Genomic DNA, 26,333 nt, shown 5'->3' with positions numbered 1-26,333 from the left:
ATCACCGTGAACGGCGAGGAACGAGCGCAAGGGCCCCGATCTCAGGCGAACGCAGCGGCGGCGCCCGCGCGCGCGCCGTTCATCGCGCGGTGGGATCTCGACAAGACCTACCTCCGCACGGACTTCGACACGCTGCGCGATCTCCTGCGGACCGCGATCGAGCGGCCGGATCAGAAGCGCACGGTGCCGGGCGCCGGCTCGCTCCTGCGCGAGCTCGGCCGCGCGGGGGTCGAGACGCACATCCTCTCGGGCAGCCCGGAGCAGCTCCGCTCGCGCATCGAGCAGAAGCTGCGCCTCGACGGCGCGCGCTGGGCCTCGCTCACGCTGAAGCCCAACCTGCAGAACATCCTCCGGCTGCGCTTCCGCGCGCTGCGCGGCCAGCTCGGCTACAAGCTGCCCGCGCTGCTCCAGCGCCGCTGCGAGCTCCCGAGCCAGCGCGACGCGAGCGGCGCGTTGATCCGCGAGGTGCTCCTCGGCGACGACGCCGAGGCCGACGCGTTCGTCTACTCCCTGTACGCCGACATCTGCGAGGGCCGGATCACCCCGCTGGAGCTCGGCGAGGTGATGCGGCTCGGGCACGCCTACGACGACACGATCCTGGATGCGATCCGGTTCGCGAGCTACGTCGAGAAGGGCCCCGTCGTCGAGCGGATCCTGATCCACCTCGATCGGCAGTCCTCCCCCTCGGATTTCCGGATCTTCGGCGACAGGGTCGTCCCTTTCTACAACTACCTCCAGGCGGCCTTCGTGCTCCACGAGGACGGCCGCATCGGCGCCCACGCCGTGCTCCGCGTCGCCCAGGACCTGGTCGTCGCCCACAACTTCGACAGCGCGGCGCTCGCGCGGAGCTACGTGGACCTCTCGCGCCGCGGGCACGTCTCGGGCAAGGGCATCGCGTCCCTCGAGGCGGCCTACGGCGAGCTCGCGCAGCGCAGGGCCGCAGGCGCGAGCGACCTCGGCGCGATGATCGCGGAGCTCGCGCGGCTGTCCGCCGACCTGCGCCCCGCGATGAGCCGGCCGCACGCGGCGATCGACTACCGCGCGCTCGCCGTCGGCCACAACCGCCGGTCGAAGCGCCGCCGCTGACGCGCCCCGCGCGCGCTCGATCCGGCCCGCGCGCCTACAGCCAGGCGTTGTTGAGGATCTCGCCCACGCCGCCGGCGCCCGGGACGATGTACTGGATGTCGTTCAGGCCGCGCTCCTCGTCCCAGTGCGTGCCCGGCTCGGTCTTGAGGACGCGCGGCGGCGAGAGGCCCCGATCGAGCCGGAGCGCGTAGATGATGACGTCCGGGTGGGCGGTGGTGACGCGGCGGATGTACTCGGGCGTCACGATGAGGTGCATGGTGATGCACTTGGCCGGCTGCCCCTCGAGCGCGGTCTTGTAGTAGGAGAGGGCGCTGACCATGGATGAGCCCGTTGCGCCCATCGGATCGGGGAAGAGCACGTGGCGGCCGTCGACGTCGCGGCCGATCTTGGCGTCGTGCCAGGTGGCCCCGATGACCTCGCCGTGCTCGTTCGTCTGCCGGCTCATGAACAGGTGGTCTTGCCGGACCAGCGCGGGGTCGAGGACCTCGTTCAGGAGCTCGTAGACGACCTGGGAGGGCATCGTCCCGGCGCGCGCGATGCCGACCGTGACCGCCTTCGTCGCGCGCGACAGCGCGGTGCCGCGGTACACCGCCTGCGGGTGGGACGAGATCATCCGGGTAGGGACGTCGACGCGGGCGCGCCCCAGCTCGGCGGCGAGGACCACGCGCGCCAGGATCTGGTAGAGAACGCCGACGAGGCGTCCGACGTCGGGCTGAACCGTCTCCGGGGAGCAGGCACGAGCCAGCAGCGTCCATGCGAGTGGGTCGTCGAGGAGGTGCACGCCCGGACCGTACCGGTGGGCGATTTCCGGGGGCCGGAATCGACTCTCAGCGTACGCAACGTCGACCATCGTTTTTCTGTTACACTACCTGGCCCGGCGCGGGGTATTCCTCCGGGTGCGCGCCGGAGCTCTCCCCGGGAGCGAAGCGGTTTCGAAGCGATGAGGGCGCCCGCCGAAGCGGGTGGCCCGGTGGACTTGCAAAGGAAGGGATGTTCGGTGGATAGCGACCTTGCCGAGTCGGTTACGGCGCTCAAGGATGCCTTTGCCCGAAGAGGCATCCCTGCGAGGTTCGGAAAGGCGGCTCCAGCGGTGGTGGAAGAGCTGCGCAGGACGCTGCGGGTGCCCGCCAGGTACCGTGCTTTCCTGCAGGAGGCAGACCCGCTCGACGTCGAGACGGTGACTCCGGTCGAGCGCGTACGCCTCATCCCTTCGGAGAAGCTCGCGGCCGAGCAGCAGGCGAACGGCGGCGACAGCTCCCTTCCGGGCTGGCGCAAGAGCTGGATCCTCATCGCGCGCAGCGCCCTGCTGGGAGATCCCTACTTCCTCGACATCTCGAAGCTCGACGCCGAGGGGGACTGTCCCGTGTTCACCTGCATGACCGGGACCGACTCGCTCAAGCCGGAGCTCTGCGCGTCGAGCTTCCAGCAGTTCCTCCGCATCCTCGCCACCTCGATGGAGGTCGCGTCCGGCTTCGGCGAGAGCGGCCTCGACGACGACGACGAGGCGATCTTCCGCGAGGCGCTCGCGCCGAAGATCAAGACGATCGACTCCGCGGCGCTGCGCGCGGGTCACTGGACGTGACGTAGCGTCCACGGCTGGCCGCTCGCCGGGCGGCCGTGGATCGAGCTGATCGTGCCCATGGCCAGGTGCCCGGCTTGCAATGCAGAGAACCCGGGCTCCGCCCGGTTCTGCGTGTCGTGCGGCGCGCCGATGGCCGCGCGGAGCAACGCGGGCGGCGCGGCGCTGCCGGCGCCGCCCGGGCCCCGCCCGCAGGCGACCGTCCCTGGGCAGCCGCTGATCGAGGCGCTGCTCCCGGACGGCTCGGCGCCCGCCTTCGGGCCCGGCGGCGCGGGTGGCCCGCACGCCTTCGGGCCCGGCGGCGCGGGTGCCCCGCCCGCCTTCGGCGGTGGCGCGAGCGCGGCGGCGGCGGCGCACGTGGTCCCGGCGCCGCTGGCAGGCTCGCTCCCGCGGCGCGCTCCAGGGGGTCACCTGCCGGCGGGGACGCTCGTCGATCAGAAGTACGTCGTCGAGCGGGTGCTCGGCGAGGGCGGCATGGGGGTCGTCTACCTCGCGCGGGACGTCCACACCGGGCTGTACGTGGTCCTGAAGGCGGTGCGGCAGGAGCTCGGGCACCGGCCCGACGTGCGCGCGCGGACGCTCGCCGAGGGCCGCGCGCTGGCGCAGATCGATCATCCGAACGTCGTTCACCTGAAGGCGGTGGTCGCGGAGCGGGACGATCTCTGGCTCGTCATGCAGTACATCGACGGCGAGAGCCTGGAGCAGACGCTCGCCAGGTACGCCGAGGAGCGCCGGCCGATGCCGCTGCCCGAGGCGCTCTCGATCTTCCGGCAGATCGCCTCCGGCATCGCGGCCGCGCACCGCGAGGGCGTGATCCACCGCGATCTCAAGCCTGCGAACGTCCTGATCCGCGGCAAGGACGGCGTCGCCAAGGTCACCGACTTCGGCATCGCCAAGGCGGAGGCGGACGCGCTCGCGGGGCGCGGGATGACGAAGGGGATCATCGGATCGCTCTATTACATGTCGCCGGAGCAGGTCCTCGGGCGCCGCGACCTCGACAAGCGGGTCGATATCTACGCGCTCGGCGTCGTGCTCTACGAGATGCTGATCGGGCAGGTGCCGTTCGACGCCGAGAGCGACATCGAGATCATGCGGCTGCACGCCGAGGTGCCGCTCCCCAGCGTCAGCGCGGTGCGGCGCGACGTGCCGCCGGAGCTCGACGCGTTCCTCCGGAAGACGTGCGCCAAGGACAGGGCGGATCGCTTCGCGAGCTGCGAGGAGATGCTCGCGGCGCTCGACGCGATCGCCCGCCCCGCGCCGGCCGCGACCTCCGCGCCGCTCGGCGTCTCGAGCCGCCCGCCGCCGCCCGCGGCCACGACCGTCGACGAGATCCGCAACGCGGCGCTGTCGCCGGGCGGCGCGCCGGCGGGCTGGCCCGCGCGGTCGCAGCGCGGCCTGGGCTCGCGGCTCGCGATCGGCGCCGGCGCCGTCGTCGTGTTCGGCGGCGCGGCCGCGCTGCTCTGGCTGGGCGTGCTCGACAGGCCGCGCGACGTCCGCCGGAGGCGCGCCGCGCCGCCGCCGCCCGCGGTCGCCAGCGCGAGCGCCGCCGCCCCCGAGGCGAGCGCGGAGCCGCCGGATCCGTCGCCGCTCGCCGGCCTGACCGGCCTGTGGGTCGGCAACGGGCGCGAGCTCGAGGCCGTCCTCGCCGGCGAGACGCTCGAGTTCCGGGTCCGCGACCCGGAGCAGTTCGCGCCGCAGGACTACGTGGAGGGCGAGGCCCGCTTCTCGCTGCGCGAGATCCCCGGAGAGACCCAGGTGTTCGCCGTGGAGGACCGGCTCCGTTTCATCGCGCCCGAGTCGCGCCAGTTCGATCCGTCGCGCTCGCGCGGCACGTGCCAGGACGTCCGCAGCGCCGTGGAGGGCCGCCCCCTGCGCGCGAGCTTCGACGGGACGCGCCTGAGCGTCGAGTTCGCGAAGATCGAGCCGACCGCGCGCAACTTCGTGATGGAGCGCAACAAGGTCGTGAGCTGCGTCGGCCTCAGCGCCCTCCCCGCCACGCGCGTCGTGAGCACGCTGTCGAGGATGTGACGCGGCACGCCGCGATCACAGCCCGCCGACGCGTCACGAGCGCGCTGTCAATGATGGGACGCGGCACGCCGCGATCACAGCCCGCCGACCGCCGGCACCGGCTGGGGCTTCCCGGCGTGGATGACCGCGCAACGGACGGTCGTCGACGACGTCGGCGCGCTCGCCCTGCCGCCGCCGAGCACGAGCGTGTTGAAGATGCCGCGCGCGGCCGTGTCGACCTCGGCGGCGCCGCGCGGCGGGACGGGGTTCCCGCTCGCGTCGAACACCGTCACCGCCTGCACGACGCCGCGGGCGATCTCGCTCTCCGGAAAGGACATCATCACCGCGATGCGGACGTAGGCCGACGCCCCCTCGACGACGCCGAAGCTGTGCGGCTTCTTGGCAAAGGCGCCGCAGAAGCCGCTCGTGCCCATGCCGCCGTTCGGCCCGTAGTTCGCCGACGCCCACTGGCCGACGTTCACCGTGAGCCCGCTCTCGCCCGAGCCCTGCGCGTACTGGACGCACTGGCCGAGCGCGGGATCCCACATCGCGCCCGTCGGGCACTGCCCCACCTTGGCGCAGGCTTGACCGGTCCAGACCTCGTCGCGCGCGCAGGTCTGCGAGCGCGGGACGCACGCGGCGGTCGGGCCGTCGACGACGAGCTCCTGGTCGGGCGGGCACCCGAGCTTCTGCCCGGCGCCGACGGCGACCCCGATGTTGCTCGCCACCTGCTCGCGCGAGACGCAGTAGCCCGTGCTCTGGTCGATCTCGTCGCCCGGCCTGCAGCGGTCGGGGGCGCACCCGCCGGCTTCATAGTGGCGGCCCACGCCGCAGTAGGCGTTCGCCGCCTCGGGCGTCAGGCACTGGCCCGCGATGGAGAGGTAGCCCTTCAGGCAGCGGCAGCGGTTCTGCTTCGTATCGAAGCCGGCGCCGTCGCTGCACGACGAGATCGAGCAGCGGCAGCTGCTGCCCTGGCAGATCTTGAGGAAGCAGGAGTTCTCCGGGCACCCGACGAGGACCGCGGGCGCGATCGCGAGGAGCGCGAGCGAGAGCGCGGTGGGGGCGACGCCAAACGAGCCGGGCCGCATGGCGCGACCCTACTCCATCCGGTCTGGCCGGGGAACTTCGCGGCGCGCCGCGAGGTGCGGCCACACGCGCGCGGCCGGCGTGCAGGCGGCGCGGGCGACGGCGGCGCGGACGACCGTGCGGGCGTGCGCGCGCGGCCGGCGTACCACCGGCCGGGGTGCTGTGGTACGGGGTGTCGCCGTCCGCGCGGAGATCCCGCCGCGCCGGTCCACGTGAAGCCATGCTGCCCATCTACATCGAAGGTTCGCCTGAATTCGAATCCACCCTGTCTGCCCTGCGCGCCCGCGGCACGGGCGATCTCGCGAACGTCACGCCCGCGGTGACCGAGATCATCGACAACGTGCGTCGCGGGGGCACGTCCGCCGTGCTCGGCTACATCGAGAAGTTCGAGCGGAGGACGCCGAAGGCGCTCATCCGCCATGCGGGCCCCGAGGCGGAGGGCGGCTTCGGCGGGGCCGAGGCGCTCGCCCGGCTCCCAGCCGACGTCCGCGCCTCGCTCGAGACCGCGGCCGCGAGGATCGCGCGGTACCACGAGCGGCAGCGCGACGCGGGCGACCTCGGGCCGGCGAACGCGGCGCCGGGCGGCCCCGCGCTGCAGGCCGGCTTCAGCTACGAGGAGGAAGGCGTCCTCCTGGGCATGCGCGTGCGCCCCCTGCGTCGCGTCGGCGTCTATGCGCCGGGCGGCAAGGCCCGCTATCCCTCGAGCGTGCTGATGTCGGCGATCCCCGCGCGCATCGCCGGCGTGCGGGAGATCGTCCTCGCGAGCCCGTCGGCGGACGACGCCACGCTGGCCGCCGCGCACCTCTCCGGCGTGACGACCCTGCTCGACGCGGGCGGCGCGCAGGCGATCGCGGCGATGGCCTACGGCCTCCCGGGTCTCGCGCCCGTCGACAAGATCGTCGGCCCCGGCAACGCCTACGTCGCCTGCGCGAAGCGGCTCGTCTTCGGCGACGTGTCGATCGACGGCATCACCGGGCCGAGCGAGATCCTGGCGCTCGCCGACGACACCGCGGATCCGCGGCTCGTCGCGGCCGACCTGCTCTCGCAGGCCGAGCACGACGAGGCGTCTTACGCGCTGCTCGCGACGACGTCGGCCGAGCTCGCCAAGGCGGTCGCGCGCGAGCTCGCCGCCGCGCTCCCGGAGCTCACGCGGCGCGCGATCGTGGAGCAGTCGCTCTCCGAGCACGCGGCGGCGCTCGTCGTCGGGTCGCGCGCGCGGCTCGCCGAGATCGCCGATCAGCTCGGGGTCGAGCACGTGGCCTTCCACGTCGCCGACCCCGAAGCGCTGTTCTCGGAGATCGGCACGCTCGGCGCCGCGCTGCTCGGCAGCCTCACCCCGGTCGCCGCGGGCGACTACCTCGCGGGGCCGTCGCACGTGCTCCCGACCGGCAACTCGGCCCGCTTCGGATCGCCGCTCGGCGTGTACGACTTCGTGACCCGCGCGAGCGTCATCCGTTACTCCGGCGCGGCGCTGCGCGCTCAGGGCCCGATCATCGAGAAGCTGGCGACTGCGGAGGGCCTGCAGGCGCACGCCCGCGCCGTGACGCTCCGCCTGGCGAGCGCTGCGCTCGACCCGGCGGCGAAGCGCGACGCCTCGAAGGCCTGACCCCCCGCCGCTCGTCGGACGCGCCGCTCCCTCGGGGGCGCGGCGCGTCGCCGGGCGGCGCCCGGATGATGGCCTGCGCGCGCGCCCGCCGCCCATGTGCGCGCGCCCGCCGCCTGCATGCGCCTCTTCGCAGCGCCTCGCCGTGCGTGCGCCGGCGAGGCGCCGCGCAGCGCGCGACAGCTCGTCGCACGGAGCCATGACGCGCGCGGCTCACGGCGCCGCGCGCTCAGCTCGGCGTCACTCGACGCGCAGGTAGCCTGCGTTGATCAGCTTCAGCACGGACTGCGCGGTCTCCAGATCCGTCGCGGGGCTCTTGTTGAGGACCATCGCGAGGTGCCCGTGGTTGTAGACGACCTGGAGGACGTCCAGATCGACGGGCGAGAGATCACGGAGCAGCGGCTTGAGCGGCTGGGGGATGACCAGGCGCGCCGAAAGGTCCGGGAGCTGGTGCCGGATGTTGTTCAGCTCGTCGATCTGCCGGAGCCCCTCCATGAGGAGCTCCTGGACCGTCGCGCTGATCTCACCGGTCATCACCCGTTCCTCGGCCGGCTCAAGGTCGAACGTCCCGCCGACCCACGTGAGGATCCGGTAGACGCTCTTGAGCGGCGGGACGTCGGTCAGATCGTTGATCGTCGCAAAGGTCACGATGCCCTTGCGCAGGTAGATCTTGCCGACGTCGTCGTCGGAACGGACGACGAGGACTCCGCTCTTCTTCGATGTGCCGAAGAGCTGAAGCAGATCGGGGAGCGGGATCTCGTCGATCGACCCGGACATCGACCGGGTCTGACCGCTCCTGAGCGAGGGCTCGTCCATCCGACGGCGCGCCGGGGGCGCGCCTGGATCGGTGGAGACGACCTTGAGGATGCTGGTGCCGATGAGCACCCGGTCGCCCTCCTTCAAGGTCGTCTTCTTGATCTTCTCGCCGTTGACGAACGTGCCGTTCGTCGAGCCGAGGTCCTCGATCACGATCTGCTGATCGGTACAGGCAATCCGGGCATGGCGCCGGGAGACCATGTCCTCGACGAGGACCATGTCGAGGTCGCTGGAGCGACCCACGACGATCTCCTGCTGCTCCCCGAGGGGGAATTCGCCGCCTTGGTACTTCCCGGAGATGAAGCGCAACGCCAGTTGCCGCGTTGCCGACACCTTGGGAGCGTGGTTATCCATCGCAGGGAGTAAAAACCTTCATGCGCTACGCGCGCAATGCGAGCGCCAGCAGGGGGCAAAGTCTAGTTTCACCGAGCAAAGGTGGTCAAGAGATCCGGTCCGTTCTTTCAAATGAGTTCGCCCGCTCAGCCTAACGCAGCGCGCCGGCCGCCCGCCCCCCTGCCCCGCTCGGCCCCGGCCCGGAGCCCGCCGCCGGGCGTCCTCGTTCCCTCCCTGGTGCACCCAATTCCCCGGAAAATCGGCCGGTTGCCTCTGCTGAGCCCGCTGGCTTCCAGCTCCCGGAGATGAGCGCAGCGGGCCGCCTCCACCGCGGAGATCGCGGCCGCTCGGTTCATTGCCCTTGCTTTCGGCCCCGGCATGTTCAACGGCCTCGGCGTGAGCTCCGAAGCGACGCAACGCACCCTCGCCGCAGGCGATCCGCTGGGCACGCACCGCGTGCTCGAACCACCGGGGGCCCTCCCCCAGCCGGCAGAGCGGCTGGACGCTGACGCCTCGCGCCACTTCGAGACCGAGATCGTCGTCGACGTCGAGACGCTGAACATCGACGCCGCCAGCTTCCGCCAGATGGAGGAGGCCTCCGGCGGCGATCCCGACGGCGTGGCGCGGCTCGTGCTCGAGACGGTCGCGCGCCGGGGCAAGCAGCACAACCCGGTCACCGGCTCGGGCGGCATGCTGCTCGGCGTCGTGCGCCGGGTCGGCTCGCTCGCGGAGCACCGCGGCGTCGCCGTCGGCGACCGCATCGCGACGCTCGCGTCGCTCTCGCTCACGCCGCTCGCGCTCCGCCGCATCGTCGCCGTTCGGCCCGCGTCCGCGCAGGTCGACGTCGAGGGCACCGCGGTCATCTTCGCGTCGGCGCCGCTCGCGCGGATGCCGAGCGACATGCCCGAGCGGCTCGCCCTCGCGCTGCTCGACGTCGCGGGCGCGGCGCCCCAGGTGGCGCGCCTCGCCGGACCGCGCGACAGCGTCGTGGTGCTCGGCGCGGGCGGCAAGTCCGGCCTCCTGTGCGCCGCCGAGGCGCGGCGCTGCGTCGGCCGCGCGGGGCGCGTGATCGGGGTCGAGGCGTCCCCGGAGTTCGCCGCCGACCTGCGCGCGCTCGAGATCTGCGACCACGTCGCCGTGGTCGACGCGCGCGACCCCATCGCGGTGCGCGACGCGGTGCTGCCGTTCACGGGCGACGCGGGCGCCGACCTCACGCTGTCGTGCGTGAACGTCCCCGGGGTGGAGCTCAGCGCGATCGTCGTCACGCGCGATCGCGGCAAGACGTACTTCTTCGCGATGAGCACGAGCTTCACCGCCGCCGCGCTCGGGGCCGAGGGCATCGGCAAGGACGTCGACCTCTACATCGGCAACGGCTACGCGCACGGCCACGCCGAGCACACGCTGGCGCTCGTGCGCGAGCGCCCCGCGCTCGAGCGCCTCATGACGTCGCGCTACGGCTGAGCGCACCGCGCGGCGCGGGCGTGCCGCGCGCCCGGGCGCCGCGGCCGCGGCGCGGGCGCGCGGGTCGGCATCACCCTGCCCGCTCCTGAGGAGCCGGCGCCGCCTGGGGCAGCGCCGCGGACGCGGGCGCGCCCAGCTTGTCGACGGCGGCGGGGAGGATGACGGCGAAGGTGCTCCCCTTCCCCTCGTAGGAGCGGACCTCGATGCGGCCGCCCGCGCTCTGCGCGATGCGCTGGCTGATCGACAGCCCGAGCCCCGTCCCCTTGTCCTTCGTCGTGAAGAACGGGAGGAAGATGTTCGCGAGCACCTTCTGGGAGATGCCCGGGCCGTTGTCGGTGACGTTGAGCTCGACGAACGGCTCGTCCGAGCCAGCGCCGGGCCGCGTGCCGCGCCCGAAGCGGACGCGCGTGGAGATCACCACCTTGCCCCGACCCTTCATCGCCTGGACCGCGTTGCGGAACAGGTTCATCAGCACCTGCCGGAGCTGCTCGGGATCGATGGCGACCCGCGGGAGATCGGGATCGAGCGTGACCTCGACCTCGAGCTGGTCGTTGCGGCGCTCGATCGAGAGCACCTGCAACGTGCGGCGCACGATCGCGTTCACGTCGGTCGGCACGACCGAGCCCTGCGCCGGCCGCGCGAGGTCGAGCACCGACCCGACGACCCGATCGAGCCGGTCGACCTCCTCGAGGATGATCCCGAGGAACTCGCGCGAGGCCGGATCGATCTGCGCCTCCGGCACGGGATCGGCGAGGAGCTGCGCCGCGCCCTTGATCGCGCCGAGCGGGTTCCTGATCTCGTGCGCGAGCCCCGCCGCCATCTGGCCGAGGAGCGCGAGCCGGTCCCGCTCCTTCATCTGCGCGTAGAGGCGCGAGTTCTCGAGCACGACGCCGATCTGCGCGGCCAGGGTCTCGAGCAGCGTCAGCTCCTCGGGCGAGAACGCGTCGCGCACGCGCGAGTCGGCCACGACGAGCAGCCCGATCGGCTCTCCCTGCTCGTCGCGCGCGCAGAGCACCACGCCCGAGCAGAGGCTGCCGAGCACCTCGGCCGCCGCGAGCACCGCGTCCTCGGGGACCTGCGGCCGCACCTCCGTCCGCCGCGCGAAGTTGCCGTCGTCCTCCGCGTCGCTGTGGCTGCGGCGGGCGCGCCGCTCGCGGGCCTCGCGCTCGAGCTCCTCCATCGCGATCGGCCCGCGCTCCAGGCGATCGAGCATCGCCCTCGCGGTCGCCACCTCGATCCGCTCGGGGACCCGCGGCCCGAGCGAGGCGAGCCGGTCGAAGCCGGTCCCGTCCTGATCGCGCAGGTAGAGCGCCGCCCCCGTGACCCGGCGCGACTGCTCGAGCGCGCTCATCACGATCGCGCCCATCTCCTCCACCTCGAGCGTGTGCACGAGGCGACGCCGCGCCTCCGCGAGCGAGCGATCGAGATCGAACCGCTCCCGCAGGAAGAGGCGCTGGATCTGCTCCTCGACCCGCTCGCGCAGCGGATCGAACAGCACGAGGATCACGATCGCGGCGAGCACGGCGTTCAGGTACATCGTGTTGAAGCCGCCGATGAACGTGAGCAGGAGATAGAAGATCAGCGCGATCAGGAACGCGACCGCCGTGGCGACGAGCAGGCGCGCGAGCATCTCGTAGGCGTCGAGGAGCCGCTCGTGCCGGAGCGCCTGGGCGAGGACGAACAGGAAGACGATCGAGAGGGCCGCGCCGACCGGCGGCGGCTCCGCGCCGAGGAACCAGGCGAAATCGGCGACGCTGGCGAGGCCGGCGAGCGCGCCGATCACCACGAGGAACCGCACGCGCCGCTGCGTCGCGCGCGAGGAGCTCCGCTTGCCGCGCTGGCCGAGCGTGTACAGCCCCGCGGTGAGCAGCGCGAAGACGTAGGTGAAGATGCAGCCGCGCGTGAGCCAGTCGAGCCACGAGCCCGGCTCGCGGCTCATCAGCACGAGGATGAACAGCGGGATGACGAGCACCCCCGCGAACCGGAGCAGCCGCGAGCGCCGGTCCCCGTCGTGGGGGATCATCGCCTCGAAGAGGTGGAGCGCGAACTGCGGGAGCAGCACGGCGAGGATCGCCGTGAAGCGCTCCCAGATCGAGGCCTGGAAGAAGCCGAAGAGCGACTGGGACAGGTACCAGAGCCCGACGTCCGCGGCGAACGCGGCGAAGAACAGGTGGACGCGGCGGACGCGGCCCCGCAGCAGCGTGGAGGCCGCGATGGCCAGGGCCAGGGCCCCGCAGACCAGGGTCGTCCGTGTGCGGAGATCGAACCCGAGCGGCTCCACGCGCGAAGGCTACCGCAGCGCGCCCGGCGACAACCGCAAAACGCGAAAGGGCGGCCGCCCGCGCGGCGCGGGCGCGCGGGCGTCTCGGCCCGGCGCGGGCGCTCGGCTCAGCGCGTCCCGTCGCTGTCGGACGGCGCCTTGTCGTGGCTGTCCGCGCGCCCCGGGGGGCACCAGGGGAGCGGATCCGGCTCCGAGTCGTCGCGGTCCCGCGACCGCACGTAGCTCGTGGTGGGCCAGCGCTCGCCGACGGACGGCACCGCCGCGTCGCGCTGCCGGAGCGGCGCCGGCGCGATGACGTCAAGGCCGACGTCGCCGTCCGGGTCGTCGTTCCTGGCGGATGCCTCTTCGGAGATCATCGGGTCGAGCTCGCTCCACGGTTCCACGCCCTGCTCATCGTGGTCCTCGGGCGCGATCGCGCACCCCACGATCAACAGCGGCGCCGCGAGGCCCCCGAACAGCCAACTCGTCCAGCCACCTCGCATCAGTTCAATCCTCCGAAGTCCCGCCAAAGCCATACTGTTTGACAAGCTGGGAAAGCCGCGGGCGCTTCATGCCCAAGAGCGCGGCGGCGCGCGTGATATTCCCACGACTTTCGTCGAGCGCCCTAGCAATGCATTCGCGCTCGATCTCACGCTTCATGTCGCTGAGGCTGACCCCTCCCCGGACATGCGCGTACGCGAGCTCCAGCGGCGTGCGATCCGCGGGCACCGACGGGGGACGAGACTCCGGCGCGGCCCGCTCGGGCGCCGGCGCGTGGGGAGCGCTGGGCGGCTCGCTCGCAGGGCCAGCAGGCGGCGTGCCAGCGCGCGGTGTCGTCGGCGTGCTCATCGGCTCCGCGGCGTCGAGGTCCCGCAGCCCCTCGACGTTCGTCGTGAAGTCCTCGAGCTCGATCACGTCGCCGTCCGCGAAGATCGCCGCAGCGCGCAACGCGTTCTCGAGCTCGCGCACGTTGCCGGGCCACGGGTGCCGCGACAGCGCCGCGAGCGCCCGGCTGGAGAGGCGCTTCGGCGCCGTGCCGCGCTCGGCGGCGATCCGCTCCAGGATCGCCGCCGCGATCACCGGCAGGTCGCGGGGACGCTGCCGGAGCGCGGGGACCTCCAGGACGACCTGCCGGAGGCGATAGTAGAGATCTTCCCGGAACTCGCCGCGGGCGACCATCGCGCGCAGGTCGCGGTGGGTGGCGCACAGGATGCGGACGTTGGCGCGCAGCGGGGTGACGCCGCCGACCCGCTCGAACGTCTTGTCCTGGAGGACACGGAGCAGCGCGACCTGCGTGCGCGGCGAGATGTCCCCGATCTCGTCGAGGAAGAGCGTCCCGCCCTCGGCGAGCTCGAAGCGCCCGCGGCGGCGCGACGCCGCGCCGGTGAACGACCCCTTCTCGTGCCCGAACAGCTCGGACAGGAGCAGGGTCTCGACGAGGGCGGCGCAGTTCACCTTGACCAGCGGGCCCATCCGCCGCGCGCTCACCTCGTGGATCGCCTCGGCGACGAGCTCCTTGCCGGTGCCGCTCTCGCCGTGGATCAGCACGGTGGCGTCGCTCGCGCCGACCTTCTCGATCTGGTGGACGAGGCTGAGCAGCGCGGGCGTCGTGCCCACCATCCGCTTGAGCGCGGGCGCCGCGACGAGCGGCCGCGGGGCGCGCGTAGACGCCCGCGCGCACCCGGCGCACGCGCTCGATCCGCAGAGCTCGCAGCCCCTCGGCTCCGCCTCGGCGGCGCTGCGCGCGCACGCCTCGATCCGGGCGAGCTCCGCGAAGCACCGGCGCGACAGGAACCGGCGCGCGATCTCGGGCGGGAGCGACTCGGCGATGCGATCGCGCAGCGCGATCGCCGCGTCGAGGTGCGACCGCGCGGCCGCGGGCTCGTCCTCGGGTGCGTGCGGCGCGTGCGGCGGTCGGTCCACGGCCGACGCGTGGTGGAGCAGCACGTGCGCCTCCAGGGCGCGCTCGCGGTTGTGGGCCTGGCGCGACAGCGCGAGCGCCTCGGCGGCGCGCTGCGCGAACGGCTCGCCGGCGGCGCGTGCGCGCAGCGCCTCGAGGAGCGCGACCTCGGCGCGAAGCCAGTCGGAGCTCGCCTCGGCGCGCGCCTTCGCGATCATCTGCGCGGCCTGCACGAGGTCGCCGTCGTCGAGCGCGATACGGGCGGCGATCGCGTAGCACTCGCCGAGCTTCGAGCCGGCGCCGTACGCGAACGCGGCGCTGAGCTCCGACCACGCCTCCGCCGTGCGGCCGCACGCGAGGTGGATCTGCGCCGCGACGTAGGCGACGTGCGTGATCCGCACGCCGGGGACGACGTGGCCGCAGGCCTTCCGCGCGAACGCGAGCGCCTGCTCGGCCTCCTCGACGAGCCCGAGCTGGAGCCGGATCTCGGCGAGGTTCGCGATGAGGTTCACGAGCGCGACCTTGTCGCCGATCTTCCGGAAGGTATCGATCGCGCGCTCGAGGAGGCGCAGGGCGTCCGGGTACTCGTGCCTCAGGTGCGCGATGACCGCGAGGTTCGTCAGCGCGTAGCCCGTCGCGACGCGCTCGCCGCGCCGCTCGCCGTCCTCGAGCACCCCGGCGAGCATCGAGCGCGCCTCGTCCAGGCGGCCGCTGGAGAGCTGCGCGATCGCGCGGTTCAGCCGGGCGCGCAGCTCGCTCACGTGCTCGCCCGCGCACGCCGCGTCCCACGCGTCGGCCGCGAAGTGGAGCTCCGCCTCGGTCCAGGCCTGCTGCGCGAGCAGCAGCTTGCCGAGGATGTTGCGCGCCTGGAGGCGCGTCGCGATCTCGCCCGCGCCGGCGAGCCCCTCCTCCGCGTACCCCCTGGCCGCGGCGAGGTCGCCCGTCTTGCAGCAGAGCTCCGCCATCTCCACGGCGCCGCGCGATCGCTCCGCGGGCGTCCCCGCGCGCGAGAGCGCCCGCGAGAGCACCATCGCGGCGGTCGTCAGGTCGCCGCGCGCGCTCGTCGCGCGGCCGTGCACGAGCAGCGCGGCGAACGACTCGCGCTCGCGCTGGGCCGCCGAGGAGAAGTCGATCGCGAACTCGACGTCGCCGAGCCGGAGCGCGAGCTCCGCGGCGCGGAGCAGCCGGTCGCCCGAGGCGGCGCGCTCGCCCGACAGCGACCGCATCGATCGCGCCCAGCGCTGCCAGAAGTCGGCGCGCGCCGACGGCTCGCCGACCGAGGCGATGGCCTGCACCGCGGCCGCCTCGGCGCGGTCGTGGTGGCCCAGCGCGGCGAACAGCTCGCTCGCGCGCGAGGCGCCCCACGGGTCGGACGGCAGCGCCTCGAGCGCCTCCGCGACCGCGAGCACGTCCTCGGGATCGACGCCGGCCGGATCGACGGCCGCGCGCCGCGCCGCGACCCACCCGCGGTCGTCGACCTCGATCAGGCCGAGGGCGGCGAGCTCCTGGAGCGCGCCCTGGCGCGCGACGTCCGCGAGGCCCTGGTCCGCGCGCCGACCCGCGATCTGGCCGAGCTGCGCGGCGGGCCAGGGCCGCTGGCTGAGCGCGAGGCGATCGAGCAGGCGCCTGGCCGCGGCGCTCGGCGGCTCTGGCGCGGGGCGCTGCTCGGGCGGCGTGGCGAGCACGGCGGAGCACCAGCCGTCGAGCGCGTCGAGCCGCTCGAGCTTCGCGACCACCCGGCGCTCCGCGTCCGCGGCGACCGCCTCCCAGAAGCGGTGCAGGTCGTCCGGCGAGGCGACGGCCTCGATCGTGATCGCGCTCGTCCACGGCCGCCTGGCCGCGTCGCTGCACACGATCACGAGCGCGGCGCACGAGCCCTCCGCGATGAGGCGCGAGAGCTCCTCCAGGACGAGGCCCCCCCAGCTCGTCGGCTCCCCCTCCGAGACGAGCAGGATCGCGCCCTGCGCGGCGGAGCCGATACCCTGCGCGGCCGCGGCCGGGTCGCAGGAGACGACCCCGCAGCGCAGCGCGAGGTCGCGCCAGGGATCCCGGTCCGCGGCGTGCGCGGCCGAGATGAGCGAGCGCCCGACACCCCGCGCTCGGCGCGCGACGTGGGAGCAAACCGCGTCCAGGACCGACCGCTGTCCATGGACGTGGAGCACCCCACGGGACGCGGCATCGAGGACGCGCTCGTCGAGCGCCCGGAAACCTCCGGCGTCGCTCGTCGTGGCGGAAGAAGCACAGGCTGCGGCGGGTGATCCCAAGGCAACAAAAGCGTACCTTCGCGCCGGACCACGCATCAACGAATCCAGCCATCGGACATCGATAAGTCCGTGCCGCCAGAGTAGAAAATTTCAGCGTTACTACTTGCTTCCGTCCAGGGCCCGCTCGATGGCGTCGAACGCATCGGGAGGCGCTTCGCCGAGGGCGCGGGCCAGCGGGAGCTGCGTCGCGGCGGCGGCCACGTAGAGGGGGACGAGGTGCGGCGCGAGCCGACGGAGCGTCTCGAGGTGCCGCGCGACGCCGCCCGCGTCGCCGCGCCGCACCGGCCCGGTGAGCGCGTCGGGCACGCCGAGCACCTCGACGTTGTCCGCCACCGTGCGGAGCAGCGGGCCGAGCATCTCGGCGGCGATCTTCCGATCGACGCCCGCGCGCTCGAGCAGGTCGACCCCGGCGGCGGCCAGCGCGGCGGCGCCGTTGGCGACGAGGCCCGCCGCGGCGTGGTAGGCGACGCGGTCGAGGCCGGGGAACGTTCGCGGCGACATGCCGAGGCGCGCGCCGAGCGAGCGCGCGACGCGCACGGCGCCGGGATCGCCGTCGACGTGGAGCTGGCCGCGCTCGAGGAACGGGACGAACGCGGGCGAGGCGAACGAGATCATCGGGTGCATCTGCGCGACCGAGACGCGGCCGCCCCGCACCGCCGCGAGCGCCTCCGGGCCGAGCGCGCCGGCGCAGTGCACGACCGCGACGTCCCGGTGGCCCACGAGCCCGCGGTCGCGCAGCGCCTCGGCGCAGGGCGCGATGTCGCGATCGCGCACGGCGAGGATCACGAGGTCCGCCTCGATGCGCTCCGCCGGCAGGCCATCCCGGGCGGGCCGAAGGGTGACGGGCATCCCGGCGTCGCGGATCGCGCGCGCGAGCCCGCGGCCCACCTTGCCGCCGCCGTAGATGAACACGTCCAGAGGAGCGCTGTCCTCCCGGAGCATCGGCGACGGGCGCGTGCTGTCCATGTCGTTCATGAGGTGCTCCTGTAAAGGCCGTGCGCGAGCGCGTAGTCCAGCACCGCGCGCGGCACGCGCTGGCGAACGGCCTCCAGATCGCCCGCGGCGAAGGCGCGCCGCACGTCGCTGCTCGAGATCTGCGGGAGCAGCACGTCCGCGGCGCGCAGGGGGGGCCGCCCGACGGCGGACGCCGCGCCGGGGTGCGCCGCCGCGCCGGGGTGCCCCGCCGCGCCCGGGTGCGCCGCCTCGCCCGGGTGCGCATCGACGGACGCGTCGAAGCCGGAGCGGCCGAGGACGATCGGCGGCGCGATCTGCTCGATGCGATCGAAGCGGTGCCACCGCGGCAGATCGGGGAGCACGTCGGCGCCGACGAGCAGCCGCATCGCCCAGCCCGGGTGCTCCGCGGCGAGGTGCTCGAGCGTGCGCAGCGTGAGGCTCTCGCCGCCGAGCTCGCGCTCGACGGTCGACACCGACACGCCCGGGAGCCAGCCGAGGGCGAGGTGGCACATCGCCAGGCGGTGCTCGTACGGCGCGAGCTCCTTCGCGAACGGGTGGCGGTAGACGGGGACGACGAGCACCTCGTCGATCGGCGCGACGGCGATCGCGTACGTGGCCGCGAGCACGTGCGCCACGTGCGGCGGGTTGAAGCTACCGCCGAAGATCGCGACGCGCCGCGCCCCGGGCGCGCTCGAGGCCGGCGCTCCCGCGGGCGCCTCAGCCGTGCGTGCCACCTTGAACCCTCAGCCTGGAGCCGGCCGCGGACGGGCCCACGATCTCGCGCGCGGTCACCGCGCCGTTCGCGTTCATCACCTCGATCCGCACCCCGCCCTGCCCGTCGTCGAGGAGCGCCCTGCCGCCCTCGGAGCCGATCGGCCCCGGGGAGAAGAACGTCCGCGGACCGACCTTCTTGATGAGCGGCCCCGAGCTCTTGCCGAAGACGAGGAGGGACGCGGCCACGATGTCCTCCTCGTCGAGCGCCGCCTTGTCGAACACGAAGAGCGCGACGCGCCCGTCCAGGATCTCGATCGTGCGCTGGCCCGGGGGGAGGCTCATCAGCACCTTGAGGCGCAGCCGCGCCCGCTCGGACGCGACGAAGGCGTCGATCGCCTCCGGCGTCGCGGTCGCGCACCGCGCCGCCCGCTCGAACAGGGCGCCCCCGGTGGGGTTCGCGCCGACGAGGCGCTGCGCCCAGCCCTCGACGACCCTGTCGAGGGCGTCGTCCTCGGCGACGTAGATGACCCGCTCGGCGTGCCCTTCGTCGAGCAGGTGCTGCGCGCCGCGAGCGAGCGCGGGCAGGTCACCCTGTGCAGGGCCGAGGACGCCGAGGCGCATCGGCGACAGCATAGATCACGGCGCCGAGCGGGGGACATCTTCTACGTGCGCTTACGTACGTCGCAACCGCTCGCGCGCCGCGATCGCGCGGGCGCGTCCCGGCGCGCGTCTGCTAGCGTCCGGCCCATGTTTCGGCGAGGTCGCGCGCTCCGGGATCCGGTCACCATCACCCTCGACGGAGCAGCCGTCCCGGCGGAACGGGGCGAGCCGCTGGCCGTGGCGCTGATGGCCTCGGGGCGCGTGACGCTCGCGCGGAGCCCGAAGCTCCACCGCCCCCGGGCGCCGACGTGCCTGCGCGGCGGCTGCGACGGCTGCCTCGCGCGGGTCGACGGGGAGCCCAACGTGATGACGTGCCTGCGCCCGGCCGCCGGCGGCGAGCGCATCGAGGTCCAGAACGTCGTTGGCTCGCGGCAGGCGGACCTGCTCCAGGTGACCGACTGGTTCTTCCCGCAGGGGATCGACCACCACCACCTGATGGCCGGCGTCCCGGGCCTGTCCGCGGTGATGCAGTCGATCGCGCGCAAGCTGGCGGGGCTCGGGCGGCTGCCGAGCGCGGCGGTCCCGCCTGAGCCCGCCGCGCGGCTCGACGTGGACGCCGCGGTGATCGGCGCCGGGCCGGCCGGCGTGGCGGCGGCCTCGGCGCTCGCGGCGCGGGGGCTGCGCGTCGCGCTGATCGACGACGGGCTCGCGCCCGGCGGGTCGCTCGCCGGGGCGCCGCGGCGCGCGGCCGAGCTCCTCGCGCGGCACCCGCTCGCCGGCGTCCGCGTGCTCTCCCGGCACGTGGCCGCCGGCGTCTACCTGGGCGAGCTCCTCGTCGCGGGCGACGCGGGCGCGACCGTGATCCGGGCGCAGGCAAAGGTCTTCGCCACGGGGGCGCACGACGGCGTCGCGGCGTTCCCGAACAACGATCTGCCCGGCGTCTTCTCGGCGCGCGCGCTCTGCCGGCTGCTCGCGCACGGCGTGGAGCCGACAGGCCCTGTCGCGCTCGCCGGCGAGGGGTTCTGGGCCGACGAGCTCGCGGGCGCGCTCGGCGACCGCATCGCGGCGCGGGTCCCGCTGGCCGCGCTCGCCGCGGTGCACGGGATCTCGCAGGTGAAGGGCGTGGCCGTGCGAAAGGCGCCCTTCGGCCCCGACAGCCCGACGACCGACCAGAAGGTCGTCGCCGTCGCCGTGGACGCGCCGGCCGCGCCCTCGTTCGAGGTCGCCGCGCAGGCGGGCGCGCGCGTCGAGGTCGACCGGCGCGCGGGGTACGCCGTGCGGGTCGACGCGCGCGGCCGGGCCGGCGACGGCGTGTGGGCGCTCGGCGAGTGCACCGGCGCCGCGCTCGACCTCGCCGGCATCGAGCAGGCGGCGGCGACCATCGCCGACGACGTGCTGGCGGCGCGCGACGCGGCCACGTGAGCGCGCGCTCGATCGGGCCTGGCCGCGCGGCCCCGTGAGCGTGCGCGCGGCCGGCCCTGGCCGCGCACCCGCGTGGGCGCACGGGAGATCAGCCCTCGATCATCAGATCGAACAGGCCGACGCCGCCCGCGATGAACACCACGTCGAACACGGCCATGAGCGCGATGTAGTCGGTGAGCTCGCCGATCGACGCGCCGCCGAACAGCTCCCGGGTGCCGGCGACCGCGGCGAGCAGGGTGGGCGCGAGGAGCGGGAAGAGCACGCTCGCGAGCACGAGGTCGCGGGCGCGCGTGCGCACGGTCATGGCCCCGAACAGGGTGCCGCTCGCGGCGATGCCCGGCGTCGCGGCGAGGCAGAAGAGCGCGAGCCCCGCGCCCGTCTCCGCGAGATCCACCGCGAACAGGAGCGCCGCGACCGGGATGATGATCGCCTCGACCGCGCCGATGAACAGGCACAGGCCGAGCGCCTTGCCGGCGAAGAGGGCGCTCCTCGCGATCGGCAGGACGAGCAGGCCCGCGAGCGCGCCGTCCTCGCGCTCGCGCTGCCAGGTGCGGCTCAGCGCGAGCACCGACGCGAAGGCGACGCTCACCCAGATGACGCCGGGCGCGACCCGCTCCGTCGCGTCCTGCCCCGCGTGAAACGCGAGCGACGCGATCACGGCGACGAGCACCGCGAAGAAGCCGCTGGTCGTGACGATCTCGCCCGTGGCGAGCTCGATGGAGAGATCTTTCCCCGCGACGAGCCACGCCTGGCGCGCCCAGCCCGGAGGGCGGCGCCCGGGGAGCGACGCGCGGCCCGCGCTCACCGCCGTCTGGGGCGCCGTGGTCTCGGAGGGCACGGCGCGGCTCAGAGGCTCAGGTACGTCTGATCCTTGAGCCCACGCTCGTAATCGGCGAGCAGCCGCATGCCCTCGGTCGGCTTGAGCAGATCCTGCTTGATGGCGCCGTCGACCTGCGCCTTCACCTTCCCGACGAGATCGCGGTTGTCGTACTGGGTCAGCGCCAGGACCTCCTGGATCTTGTTCCCGGCGATCGTCTCCTCGATGTAGTACCCGCTGTCCTCGTCCTCATCGAGGAAGACGTGGACCTCGTTGACCCGGCCGAAGAGGTTGTGGATGTCGCCCATGATGTCCTGGTACGCGCCGGTCAGGAAGATGCCGACGTAGTACGGCTTGTCGCCCGAGATCGGGTGCAGCGGGAGCGTGTCCTTCACATCGTTGAGATCGATGAACTTGCTCACCTTGCCGTCGGAGTCGCAGGTGATGTCGACGAGCGTGCTGTCGGCCGCGGGGCGCTCGTTCAGCCGGTGGATCGGCACGATCGGGAAGAGCGCGCCGAGCGCCCAGTGGTCGAGCAGCGACTGGAACACCGAGAAGTTGCAGATGTACTGATCGGCGAGCTGCTTGCGGAGCTCGCCGAGGTCGTCCGGGACCTCCTCGGGATCGAGCTCCGACGCGATCTTCTGCATGCTCTCGGCGATCTCCCAGAAGAGGATCTCGACCCGCGCCTTCACGTCGAGGTTGAGCAGGCCGAGCTCGAACATCTTCTGCGCCTCCTCCTTGATCTGGAGCAGGTCGTGCCACGACTCGCCGAGGTTCGGGCTGGACAGGTTGTCCTTGATGTAGAGGAGGTTCTGGATGAGCTTGTGCTCCTCGGTCTGGATGTCGATCGGCGACATCGGCGTCTTCTCGATCGAGCCGAACGCCTGGACGACCAGCACCGAGTGGTGCGCGACGATCGCGCGGCCGGACTCCGAGACGATGTTCGGGTGCGGCACCCGCTCCTCGTCGCAGATGTCGGCGATGTTGTGCACGATGTCGCGCGCGTACTCCTCGACCGAGTAGTTCATCGACGAGTGGAAGGTCGAGCGCGAGCCGTCGTAGTCGATGGCCAGCCCGCCGCCGACGTCGATGTACTCGATGCGCTGCCCCATCTTGCGCAGCTTCGCGTAGTAGCGCGTCGCCTCGCGCACGGCGCGCTTGATGATCAGGATGTCCGGCACCTGCGAGCCGATGTGGAAGTGGAGGAGCTTGAACGAGGCGCTCATCCCGGCCTCGTCCATGATCCGGATCGCCGCGAGGATCTCGGCCGTGGAGAGCCCGAACTTCGCGTTCTCGCCGCCGGAGGTCTTCCACTTGCCCGCCCCCTCGGTGAGCAGCCGGACGCGCAGCCCGATCATGGGCTCGACGTTCATGTCCTTGGCGACGCGCGTGATCATCCGCACCTCGGAGAGCTTCTCCGCGATGAGGATCACCTTCTTGCCGAGCTTGCGCCCGATCAGCGCCGTCCGGATGAAGTTCTCGTCCTTGTAGCCGTTGCAGACGATCAGCGACTCGGGATCGGTGTGGACCGACAGCCCGGCGAACACCTCGGGCTTGGAGCCGACCTCGACGCCGTAGTGGTAGGTCTTCCCCGCGTCGAGGATCTCCTCCACGACCTCCCGGAGCTGGTTCACCTTGATCGGGAACACGCCGCGGTACGTCCCGCGGAACTTGCTCTCGGCGATCGCCTTGTTGAAGGCCTCGTTGAGCGACCGCACCCGGTGATGGAGCAGATCCTGGAAGCGGATCAGCAGCGGCGTGCGGAGCCCCTGCTCGAGCGCGGCGTCGACGACGTCGCGGATGGCGATCTTGCTTCCGCGCTCCTGGAGCGGCGCGACGGTGAGGTTGCCGTCCGGGCTCACGTCGAAGTAGCCGCGGCCCCAGCGGTCGATCATGTAGAGCGACTTGGCGTCGTCCGTGGTCCAGACGCCGGTCTCGGTCTCGTGCGCGCTGCTCACAGTCGTTCTCCTTGGCGGGGCTCGCGGCGGGCGATACCCACCTTTCTGGGAGGGCCCAACAAGAGGGGATTCACGCTCAACAGGGGGACGTCAGATCGTCGGTCCGACGCTGGACGGCTGCACACCGCGCGCTGGCGACGCGGCTCAATTACGACAGGAACGCCGGACCTTCAAGGGCAGGCAGCCCGGTCAGATCCGGCATGGACGGGCGCGCTCGGCGGGCGGGGCTCAGGCCTGGGTCTTCGGGGTCGCCGCGGCGGCCTTCGCCCGCTTCGAGGCCGACTGGTAGAGGTCGTAGAGGCGCGGGACGGGGTACGCCTCGAGGCGCTTCCTGTACCCCTGGTCCTTCGACCGGTTCAGGACGGTGAGCGTCTCGTCGATGAGGCGCGCCCGCGTCCCGAACTTCTCCTTCACGGTGCTGAACGTCGCGTGAAGGCGGAGGAGCTTCGCGTTCGAGACGTGCTCGAGCCCCTTGCTGCCGCCCCGATCCGAGCTGACGCGCCCGAGCCAGAGGTCCTCGGTCGCGAACCCTTTCACGGCCTCGACGAGCTTCGCCTTGTCGCCGAAGCGCTCCTTCACGATCGCAAGCGGATTTTTGCTGGCCATTGCTGATACTCCCACGGGCAGGCGAGGCCTGCGCCGGACATGCGCGAGATGACTCGCGCGGCATTGAAGAGGGAGCGCGATCTAGCAGAGCGGCCCGGGTCACCGCAAGGGCGCGCTGCGGGAGTCCGCCGCGGCGGCGCGGGGTCATCGGCGAGGGGCGTCCGCGAGCGGCGCGGGGGGCGTCGGCGAGGAGCGGTACGCCGCTCGTCGGCGCTGTGCTGGACCGCGGATCATGGTACAGGGCGCGCCGATGCTCAACCTGGGGAGCTGGCTCGTGGCGCACGTCGACTGGCTCCGGCCGCTCAAGCCGCCGCTCCAGGAAGCGAGCTCCCGCTTCGCCGAGCCGTCCTCCGCCCTGGCGAGCACGCTCCTCAAGGCCCTCTTCCCGGTCGCCGCGTTCGTCGCGCTCGCGCCCGTCCTCTGGCTCTTCTTCCGGCGCACCTGGCGGGAGCTCGACGTCGAGGCCCACGAGCACCAGCGGCGCACCCTCGCCGCCGGGGGCTACGACCGCCGCCCCGCCGTCCTGTTCACGATCACCGCGGTCGTGCTCCTCCTTCAGCAGTACTACGGCGGCCGGGCCGTCTACGACGCGCACATCCGGCCGTGGCTGCGCGAGGTCGAGCTCGCCCAGTCGCTCGCGCCGGCCGGCGCGCTGCTGCCCGTCTCGCTCCGCCGCTACGACGAGCTCTACAGCTACGTCTGGTGGTCGTTCACCCGCGTGTTCGGCTACGTGGCCATCCCGATGGTCGCGTGGAAGCTCTGCTTCCCCAGGGACAGCCTGCTCGACATGGGGCTGCGCGTCCGCGGGCTCGCGAAGCACGCGTGGATCTACCTTCTCTGCCTGGCCGTCGTGGTCCCGGCGGTGTTCATCGTCGCGAGCGCGCCCGACTTCGGGTCGTACTACCCCTTTTACAAGCAGTCATCGCGATCCTGGTTCGACCTCATCGCCTGGGAGCTGATGTATTTCGCCCAGTTCTTCGCGCTGGAGATCTTCTTTCGCGGCTTCTGGCTGGCCGGCCTGCGGCACACCATGGGCTCCGGCGCGATCTTCGCGATGGTCGTCCCTTACTGCATGATCCACTTCGGCAAGCCGTACCTGGAGGCGGCCGGCGCCGTCGTCGCGGGGATCGCGCTCGGCTCGCTCGCGATGCGCACGAAGAGCATCTACTCGGGCTTCCTGGTCCACGTCACGATCGCGCTGCTCATGGACCTCGTCTCGCTGTCGAACCGCGGCGCGCTGCCGCGGACGTTCTGGGCGAGCTGACGGCCGCGCCCGCCCCGGCGCGGAGATCAGCCGAACGTCTCGGCCAGCTTGCGCATGATCTCGGCGCGGTTCCGGTCCCGGATCTCGCGCCGGTAGAGCGCCTGGAGCCCGACGGCGGCCGCGCGCGCCGCGTCGCGGTGCTCGCCGTCCCACGGGAGCACCGCGAGCCTCCGCCAGAGGATCTTCTCGAGGAGCCGGGGCCTCCGCCTGGCCAGCGCGCCGCTCGCGAGCTCGATGACCCGGGCCGACGTGGGGTCGGCGCGCATGGCGCGCACGAAGAAGCCCACCGCCGCGGTGACGCGGCGGCCGCCGCGCAGCGCCTGTACTCCCGCGTCGCACAGCGCCTCCGCCCGCTCGCGGGGGGTCGCGGCGCGCCGCGCGCGCTCCCGCGCGGCCTGGACCTCGGCGCTCAGCGCGTCGCGGCGCCGCCGGACGGGGCGCATCTTGACGACAAGGAACAGGAGGAAGAGGGCCGCAACCCCCACGAGCACGTGCCGCCAGCCGATCTCCATGGCGCCCGCCTTAGTACAGCGGCCGGGACGTGCTCACCAGACGGACCGTCCACGAGGGCGCGCCCACGGAGGCGCGCCGGCGCCGCCGCGTCCGGCCCCGGAATGCCACCGCGGGACCGCGGCGTTGCTTCCGCGGCCCTGCTCCGCCGTCTGTCATGACGTCTGTTCCGCCGTCTGTTCCGCCGTCTCGTTCGGACGCCGCTTCCCACGTCTGCTCCGATGTCGGTTCCCGTATCGGTTGCGACGCCTGTTCCGGTGTCTCCAACGTCTCCAACGTCTGGTTCCGCCGTCACGGTGCGGTTTGCACGAGCGGACGATCCCAACCTATGCTTCGGCCAGAGATGCCCGTCACGTCCACCTCCGGATCCTCGCTTCGCCTGCCGCTGCGCGCGCTCGCCGCCGCACTCGGGCTCGCCGCCCTCGCCCTGCACCCGGGCAGCGCCCACGCCGACATCTTCACCTACACCGACGCGGATGGGACGGTGCACTTCTCGAACCGCGCCGCCGGCGACGGGCGCTTCAAGCTGTACATCAAGGGCGACGGGCGCCGCTCCCCGGCGCGCCCGGGCGTCACCCCGGTCGCCCCGAGCGACAAATCGCTCGAGCGCTTCAGCCGCTACGACGCGTGGATCCGGCAGGCCGCGACGCTCTACCAGATCCCCGAGGAGCTCGTCCGCGCGGTCATCAAGTGCGAGAGCGACTACGACCCGCGGGCCGTCTCGCCCGTCGGCGCGCAGGGGCTCATGCAGCTCATGCCCGAGACCGCGCTGCGCATGCAGGTGCGCGACGCGTTCGACGCGCGCGAGAACATCTTCGGCGGAACGCGGTACCTGCGCATCCTGGCCAACCTCTTCAACGGAGATCTCGATCTCACCATCGCCGGGTACAACGCTGGCGAAGGGGCGGTGATGCGGTACGGCGGCATCCCGCCGTACGCGGAGACGCAGGCGTATGTGACGCGCGTGCGAACCTACTATGCACGCTACCGCACCACCCGGGACACCACGCTGGCTTCCATCGAGCCCTGACCGGCTCGCCCGCCACAGAGCACCTCCGCCCGCCAGGCGAAGACGCGGCGCACATCGCCC

The 26,333-nt window shown here is 73.0% G+C and carries 21 protein-coding genes; 8 read left to right on the top strand and 13 right to left on the bottom strand.

The annotated features are described in order from the left end of the window. Nucleotides 1-6: 6 nt before the first annotated feature. Nucleotides 7-1,086 (top strand): hypothetical protein, encoded by a 1,080-nt coding sequence (locus WMF24_RS12415; protein WP_437736601.1) that lies wholly within the window; start codon nt 7-9, stop codon nt 1,084-1,086. 34 nt (nt 1,087-1,120) lie between these two features. On the opposite strand, the gene WMF24_RS12410 is transcribed toward WMF24_RS12415, so the two are convergent. Continuing rightward, nucleotides 1,121-1,936 carry a uracil phosphoribosyltransferase gene (locus tag WMF24_RS12410; RefSeq protein ID WP_437736600.1) on the bottom strand — a complete coding sequence of 272 codons (816 nt, stop codon included), beginning with the start codon at nt 1,934-1,936 and terminating at the stop codon, nt 1,121-1,123. Between the two features lie 240 nt (nt 1,937-2,176). Between WMF24_RS12410 and WMF24_RS12405 the strand changes: the two genes are divergently transcribed. Together WMF24_RS12405 and WMF24_RS12400 are read left to right on the top strand one after the other, a co-directional pair. Continuing rightward, nucleotides 2,177-2,668: an SMI1/KNR4 family protein gene (locus WMF24_RS12405; protein WP_020734930.1), complete on the top strand. Its 492-nt coding sequence runs from the start codon at nt 2,177-2,179 to the stop codon at nt 2,666-2,668. A 57-nt stretch (nt 2,669-2,725) separates the two neighbouring features. Beyond that, nucleotides 2,726-4,693, top strand: coding sequence for a serine/threonine-protein kinase (locus WMF24_RS12400; protein ID WP_437738798.1), 1,968 nt, complete (start codon nt 2,726-2,728; stop codon nt 4,691-4,693). Nucleotides 4,694-4,767: 74 nt separating this feature from the next. Here the strand turns inward: WMF24_RS12400 and WMF24_RS12395 are convergent, their stop codons facing one another. Then, nucleotides 4,768-5,760, bottom strand: a complete 993-nt coding sequence (locus tag WMF24_RS12395; protein ID WP_437736599.1) for a hypothetical protein — start codon at nt 5,758-5,760, stop codon at nt 4,768-4,770. Between the two features lie 218 nt (nt 5,761-5,978). Between WMF24_RS12395 and hisD the strand changes: the two genes are divergently transcribed. Continuing rightward, complete coding sequence (gene hisD / locus WMF24_RS12390; protein ID WP_437736598.1) at nt 5,979-7,364, top strand: histidinol dehydrogenase; 1,386 nt, start codon at nt 5,979-5,981, stop codon at nt 7,362-7,364. A 237-nt stretch (nt 7,365-7,601) separates the two neighbouring features. Here hisD and WMF24_RS12385 read toward each other — a convergent pair whose 3' ends face one another. Next, nucleotides 7,602-8,531 (bottom strand): DUF4388 domain-containing protein, encoded by a 930-nt coding sequence (locus tag WMF24_RS12385; RefSeq protein WP_437736597.1) that lies wholly within the window; start codon nt 8,529-8,531, stop codon nt 7,602-7,604. Between the two features lie 357 nt (nt 8,532-8,888). Here WMF24_RS12385 and WMF24_RS12380 point away from each other — a divergent pair, with 357 nt between their 5' ends. After that, nucleotides 8,889-9,971: an L-erythro-3,5-diaminohexanoate dehydrogenase gene (locus WMF24_RS12380; protein WP_437736596.1), complete on the top strand. Its 1,083-nt coding sequence runs from the start codon at nt 8,889-8,891 to the stop codon at nt 9,969-9,971. Between the two features lie 70 nt (nt 9,972-10,041). On the opposite strand, the gene WMF24_RS12375 is transcribed toward WMF24_RS12380, so the two are convergent. From WMF24_RS12375 to WMF24_RS12350, 6 genes are all read right to left on the bottom strand, one after another. Beyond that, the gene (locus WMF24_RS12375; protein WP_437736595.1) at nt 10,042-12,252 is read right to left on the bottom strand and encodes an ATP-binding protein; all 2,211 of its coding nucleotides are present in this window, start codon (nt 12,250-12,252) and stop codon (nt 10,042-10,044) included. 107 nt (nt 12,253-12,359) lie between these two features. Beyond that, entirely contained in the window at nt 12,360-12,734 is a 375-nt protein-coding gene (locus WMF24_RS12370; protein ID WP_437736594.1) for a hypothetical protein, read from the bottom strand. Nucleotides 12,735-12,738: 4 nt separating this feature from the next. Next, a complete protein-coding gene (locus WMF24_RS12365; RefSeq protein ID WP_437736593.1) occupies nt 12,739-16,395 on the bottom strand; it encodes a sigma 54-interacting transcriptional regulator in 3,657 nt (1,218 codons plus the stop codon). A gap of 99 nt (nt 16,396-16,494) precedes the next feature. After that, on the bottom strand, nt 16,495-17,370 hold the full coding sequence (locus WMF24_RS12360; RefSeq protein WP_437736592.1) for a DUF2520 domain-containing protein: 876 nt from the start codon (nt 17,368-17,370) through the stop codon (nt 16,495-16,497). Beyond that, nucleotides 17,367-18,083, bottom strand: coding sequence for a nicotinate (nicotinamide) nucleotide adenylyltransferase (gene nadD / locus WMF24_RS12355; protein WP_437736591.1), 717 nt, complete (start codon nt 18,081-18,083; stop codon nt 17,367-17,369). The genes WMF24_RS12360 and nadD overlap by 4 nt, the downstream gene beginning before the upstream one ends. Then, a complete protein-coding gene (locus tag WMF24_RS12350; RefSeq protein ID WP_437736590.1) occupies nt 18,067-18,684 on the bottom strand; it encodes a hypothetical protein in 618 nt (205 codons plus the stop codon). The genes nadD and WMF24_RS12350 overlap by 17 nt, the downstream gene beginning before the upstream one ends. Nucleotides 18,685-18,810: 126 nt before the next feature. Here WMF24_RS12350 and WMF24_RS12345 point away from each other — a divergent pair, with 126 nt between their 5' ends. Beyond that, nucleotides 18,811-20,085 carry a (2Fe-2S)-binding protein gene (locus WMF24_RS12345; protein WP_437736589.1) on the top strand — a complete coding sequence of 425 codons (1,275 nt, stop codon included), beginning with the start codon at nt 18,811-18,813 and terminating at the stop codon, nt 20,083-20,085. A gap of 88 nt (nt 20,086-20,173) precedes the next feature. Here WMF24_RS12345 and WMF24_RS12340 read toward each other — a convergent pair whose 3' ends face one another. The 3 genes from WMF24_RS12340 to WMF24_RS12330 all read right to left on the bottom strand — a co-directional run bounded on the left by WMF24_RS12340 (nt 20,174) and on the right by WMF24_RS12330 (nt 23,469). Next, the gene (locus WMF24_RS12340; RefSeq protein ID WP_437736588.1) at nt 20,174-20,923 is read right to left on the bottom strand and encodes a heme exporter protein CcmB; all 750 of its coding nucleotides are present in this window, start codon (nt 20,921-20,923) and stop codon (nt 20,174-20,176) included. Nucleotides 20,924-20,931: 8 nt separating this feature from the next. Next, entirely contained in the window at nt 20,932-22,863 is a 1,932-nt protein-coding gene (gene speA, locus WMF24_RS12335; protein WP_437736587.1) for a biosynthetic arginine decarboxylase, read from the bottom strand. Between the two features lie 228 nt (nt 22,864-23,091). Beyond that, a complete protein-coding gene (locus WMF24_RS12330; protein ID WP_437736586.1) occupies nt 23,092-23,469 on the bottom strand; it encodes a hypothetical protein in 378 nt (125 codons plus the stop codon). Between the two features lie 250 nt (nt 23,470-23,719). Here WMF24_RS12330 and WMF24_RS12325 point away from each other — a divergent pair, with 250 nt between their 5' ends. Beyond that, on the top strand, nt 23,720-24,733 hold the full coding sequence (locus WMF24_RS12325) for a CPBP family glutamic-type intramembrane protease (protein ID WP_437736585.1): 1,014 nt from the start codon (nt 23,720-23,722) through the stop codon (nt 24,731-24,733). 26 nt (nt 24,734-24,759) lie between these two features. Here the strand turns inward: WMF24_RS12325 and WMF24_RS12320 are convergent, their stop codons facing one another. Further along, a complete protein-coding gene (locus WMF24_RS12320) occupies nt 24,760-25,245 on the bottom strand; it encodes a hypothetical protein (RefSeq protein ID WP_437736584.1) in 486 nt (161 codons plus the stop codon). Nucleotides 25,246-25,586: 341 nt separating this feature from the next. On the opposite strand from WMF24_RS12320, the gene WMF24_RS12315 reads away from it, so the two are divergent. Then, complete coding sequence (locus tag WMF24_RS12315) at nt 25,587-26,273, top strand: transglycosylase SLT domain-containing protein (protein ID WP_437736583.1); 687 nt, start codon at nt 25,587-25,589, stop codon at nt 26,271-26,273. The last annotated feature ends 60 nt before the right edge of the window (nt 26,274-26,333 follow it).

The organism is Sorangium sp. So ce1335, from assembly GCF_051521615.1.
Classification (GTDB): Bacteria; Myxococcota_A; Polyangia; order Polyangiales; family Polyangiaceae; genus Sorangium.
The sequence above is the reverse complement of the archived record's forward strand: the minus strand, read 5'-3'. Positions and strand labels throughout refer to the sequence as shown.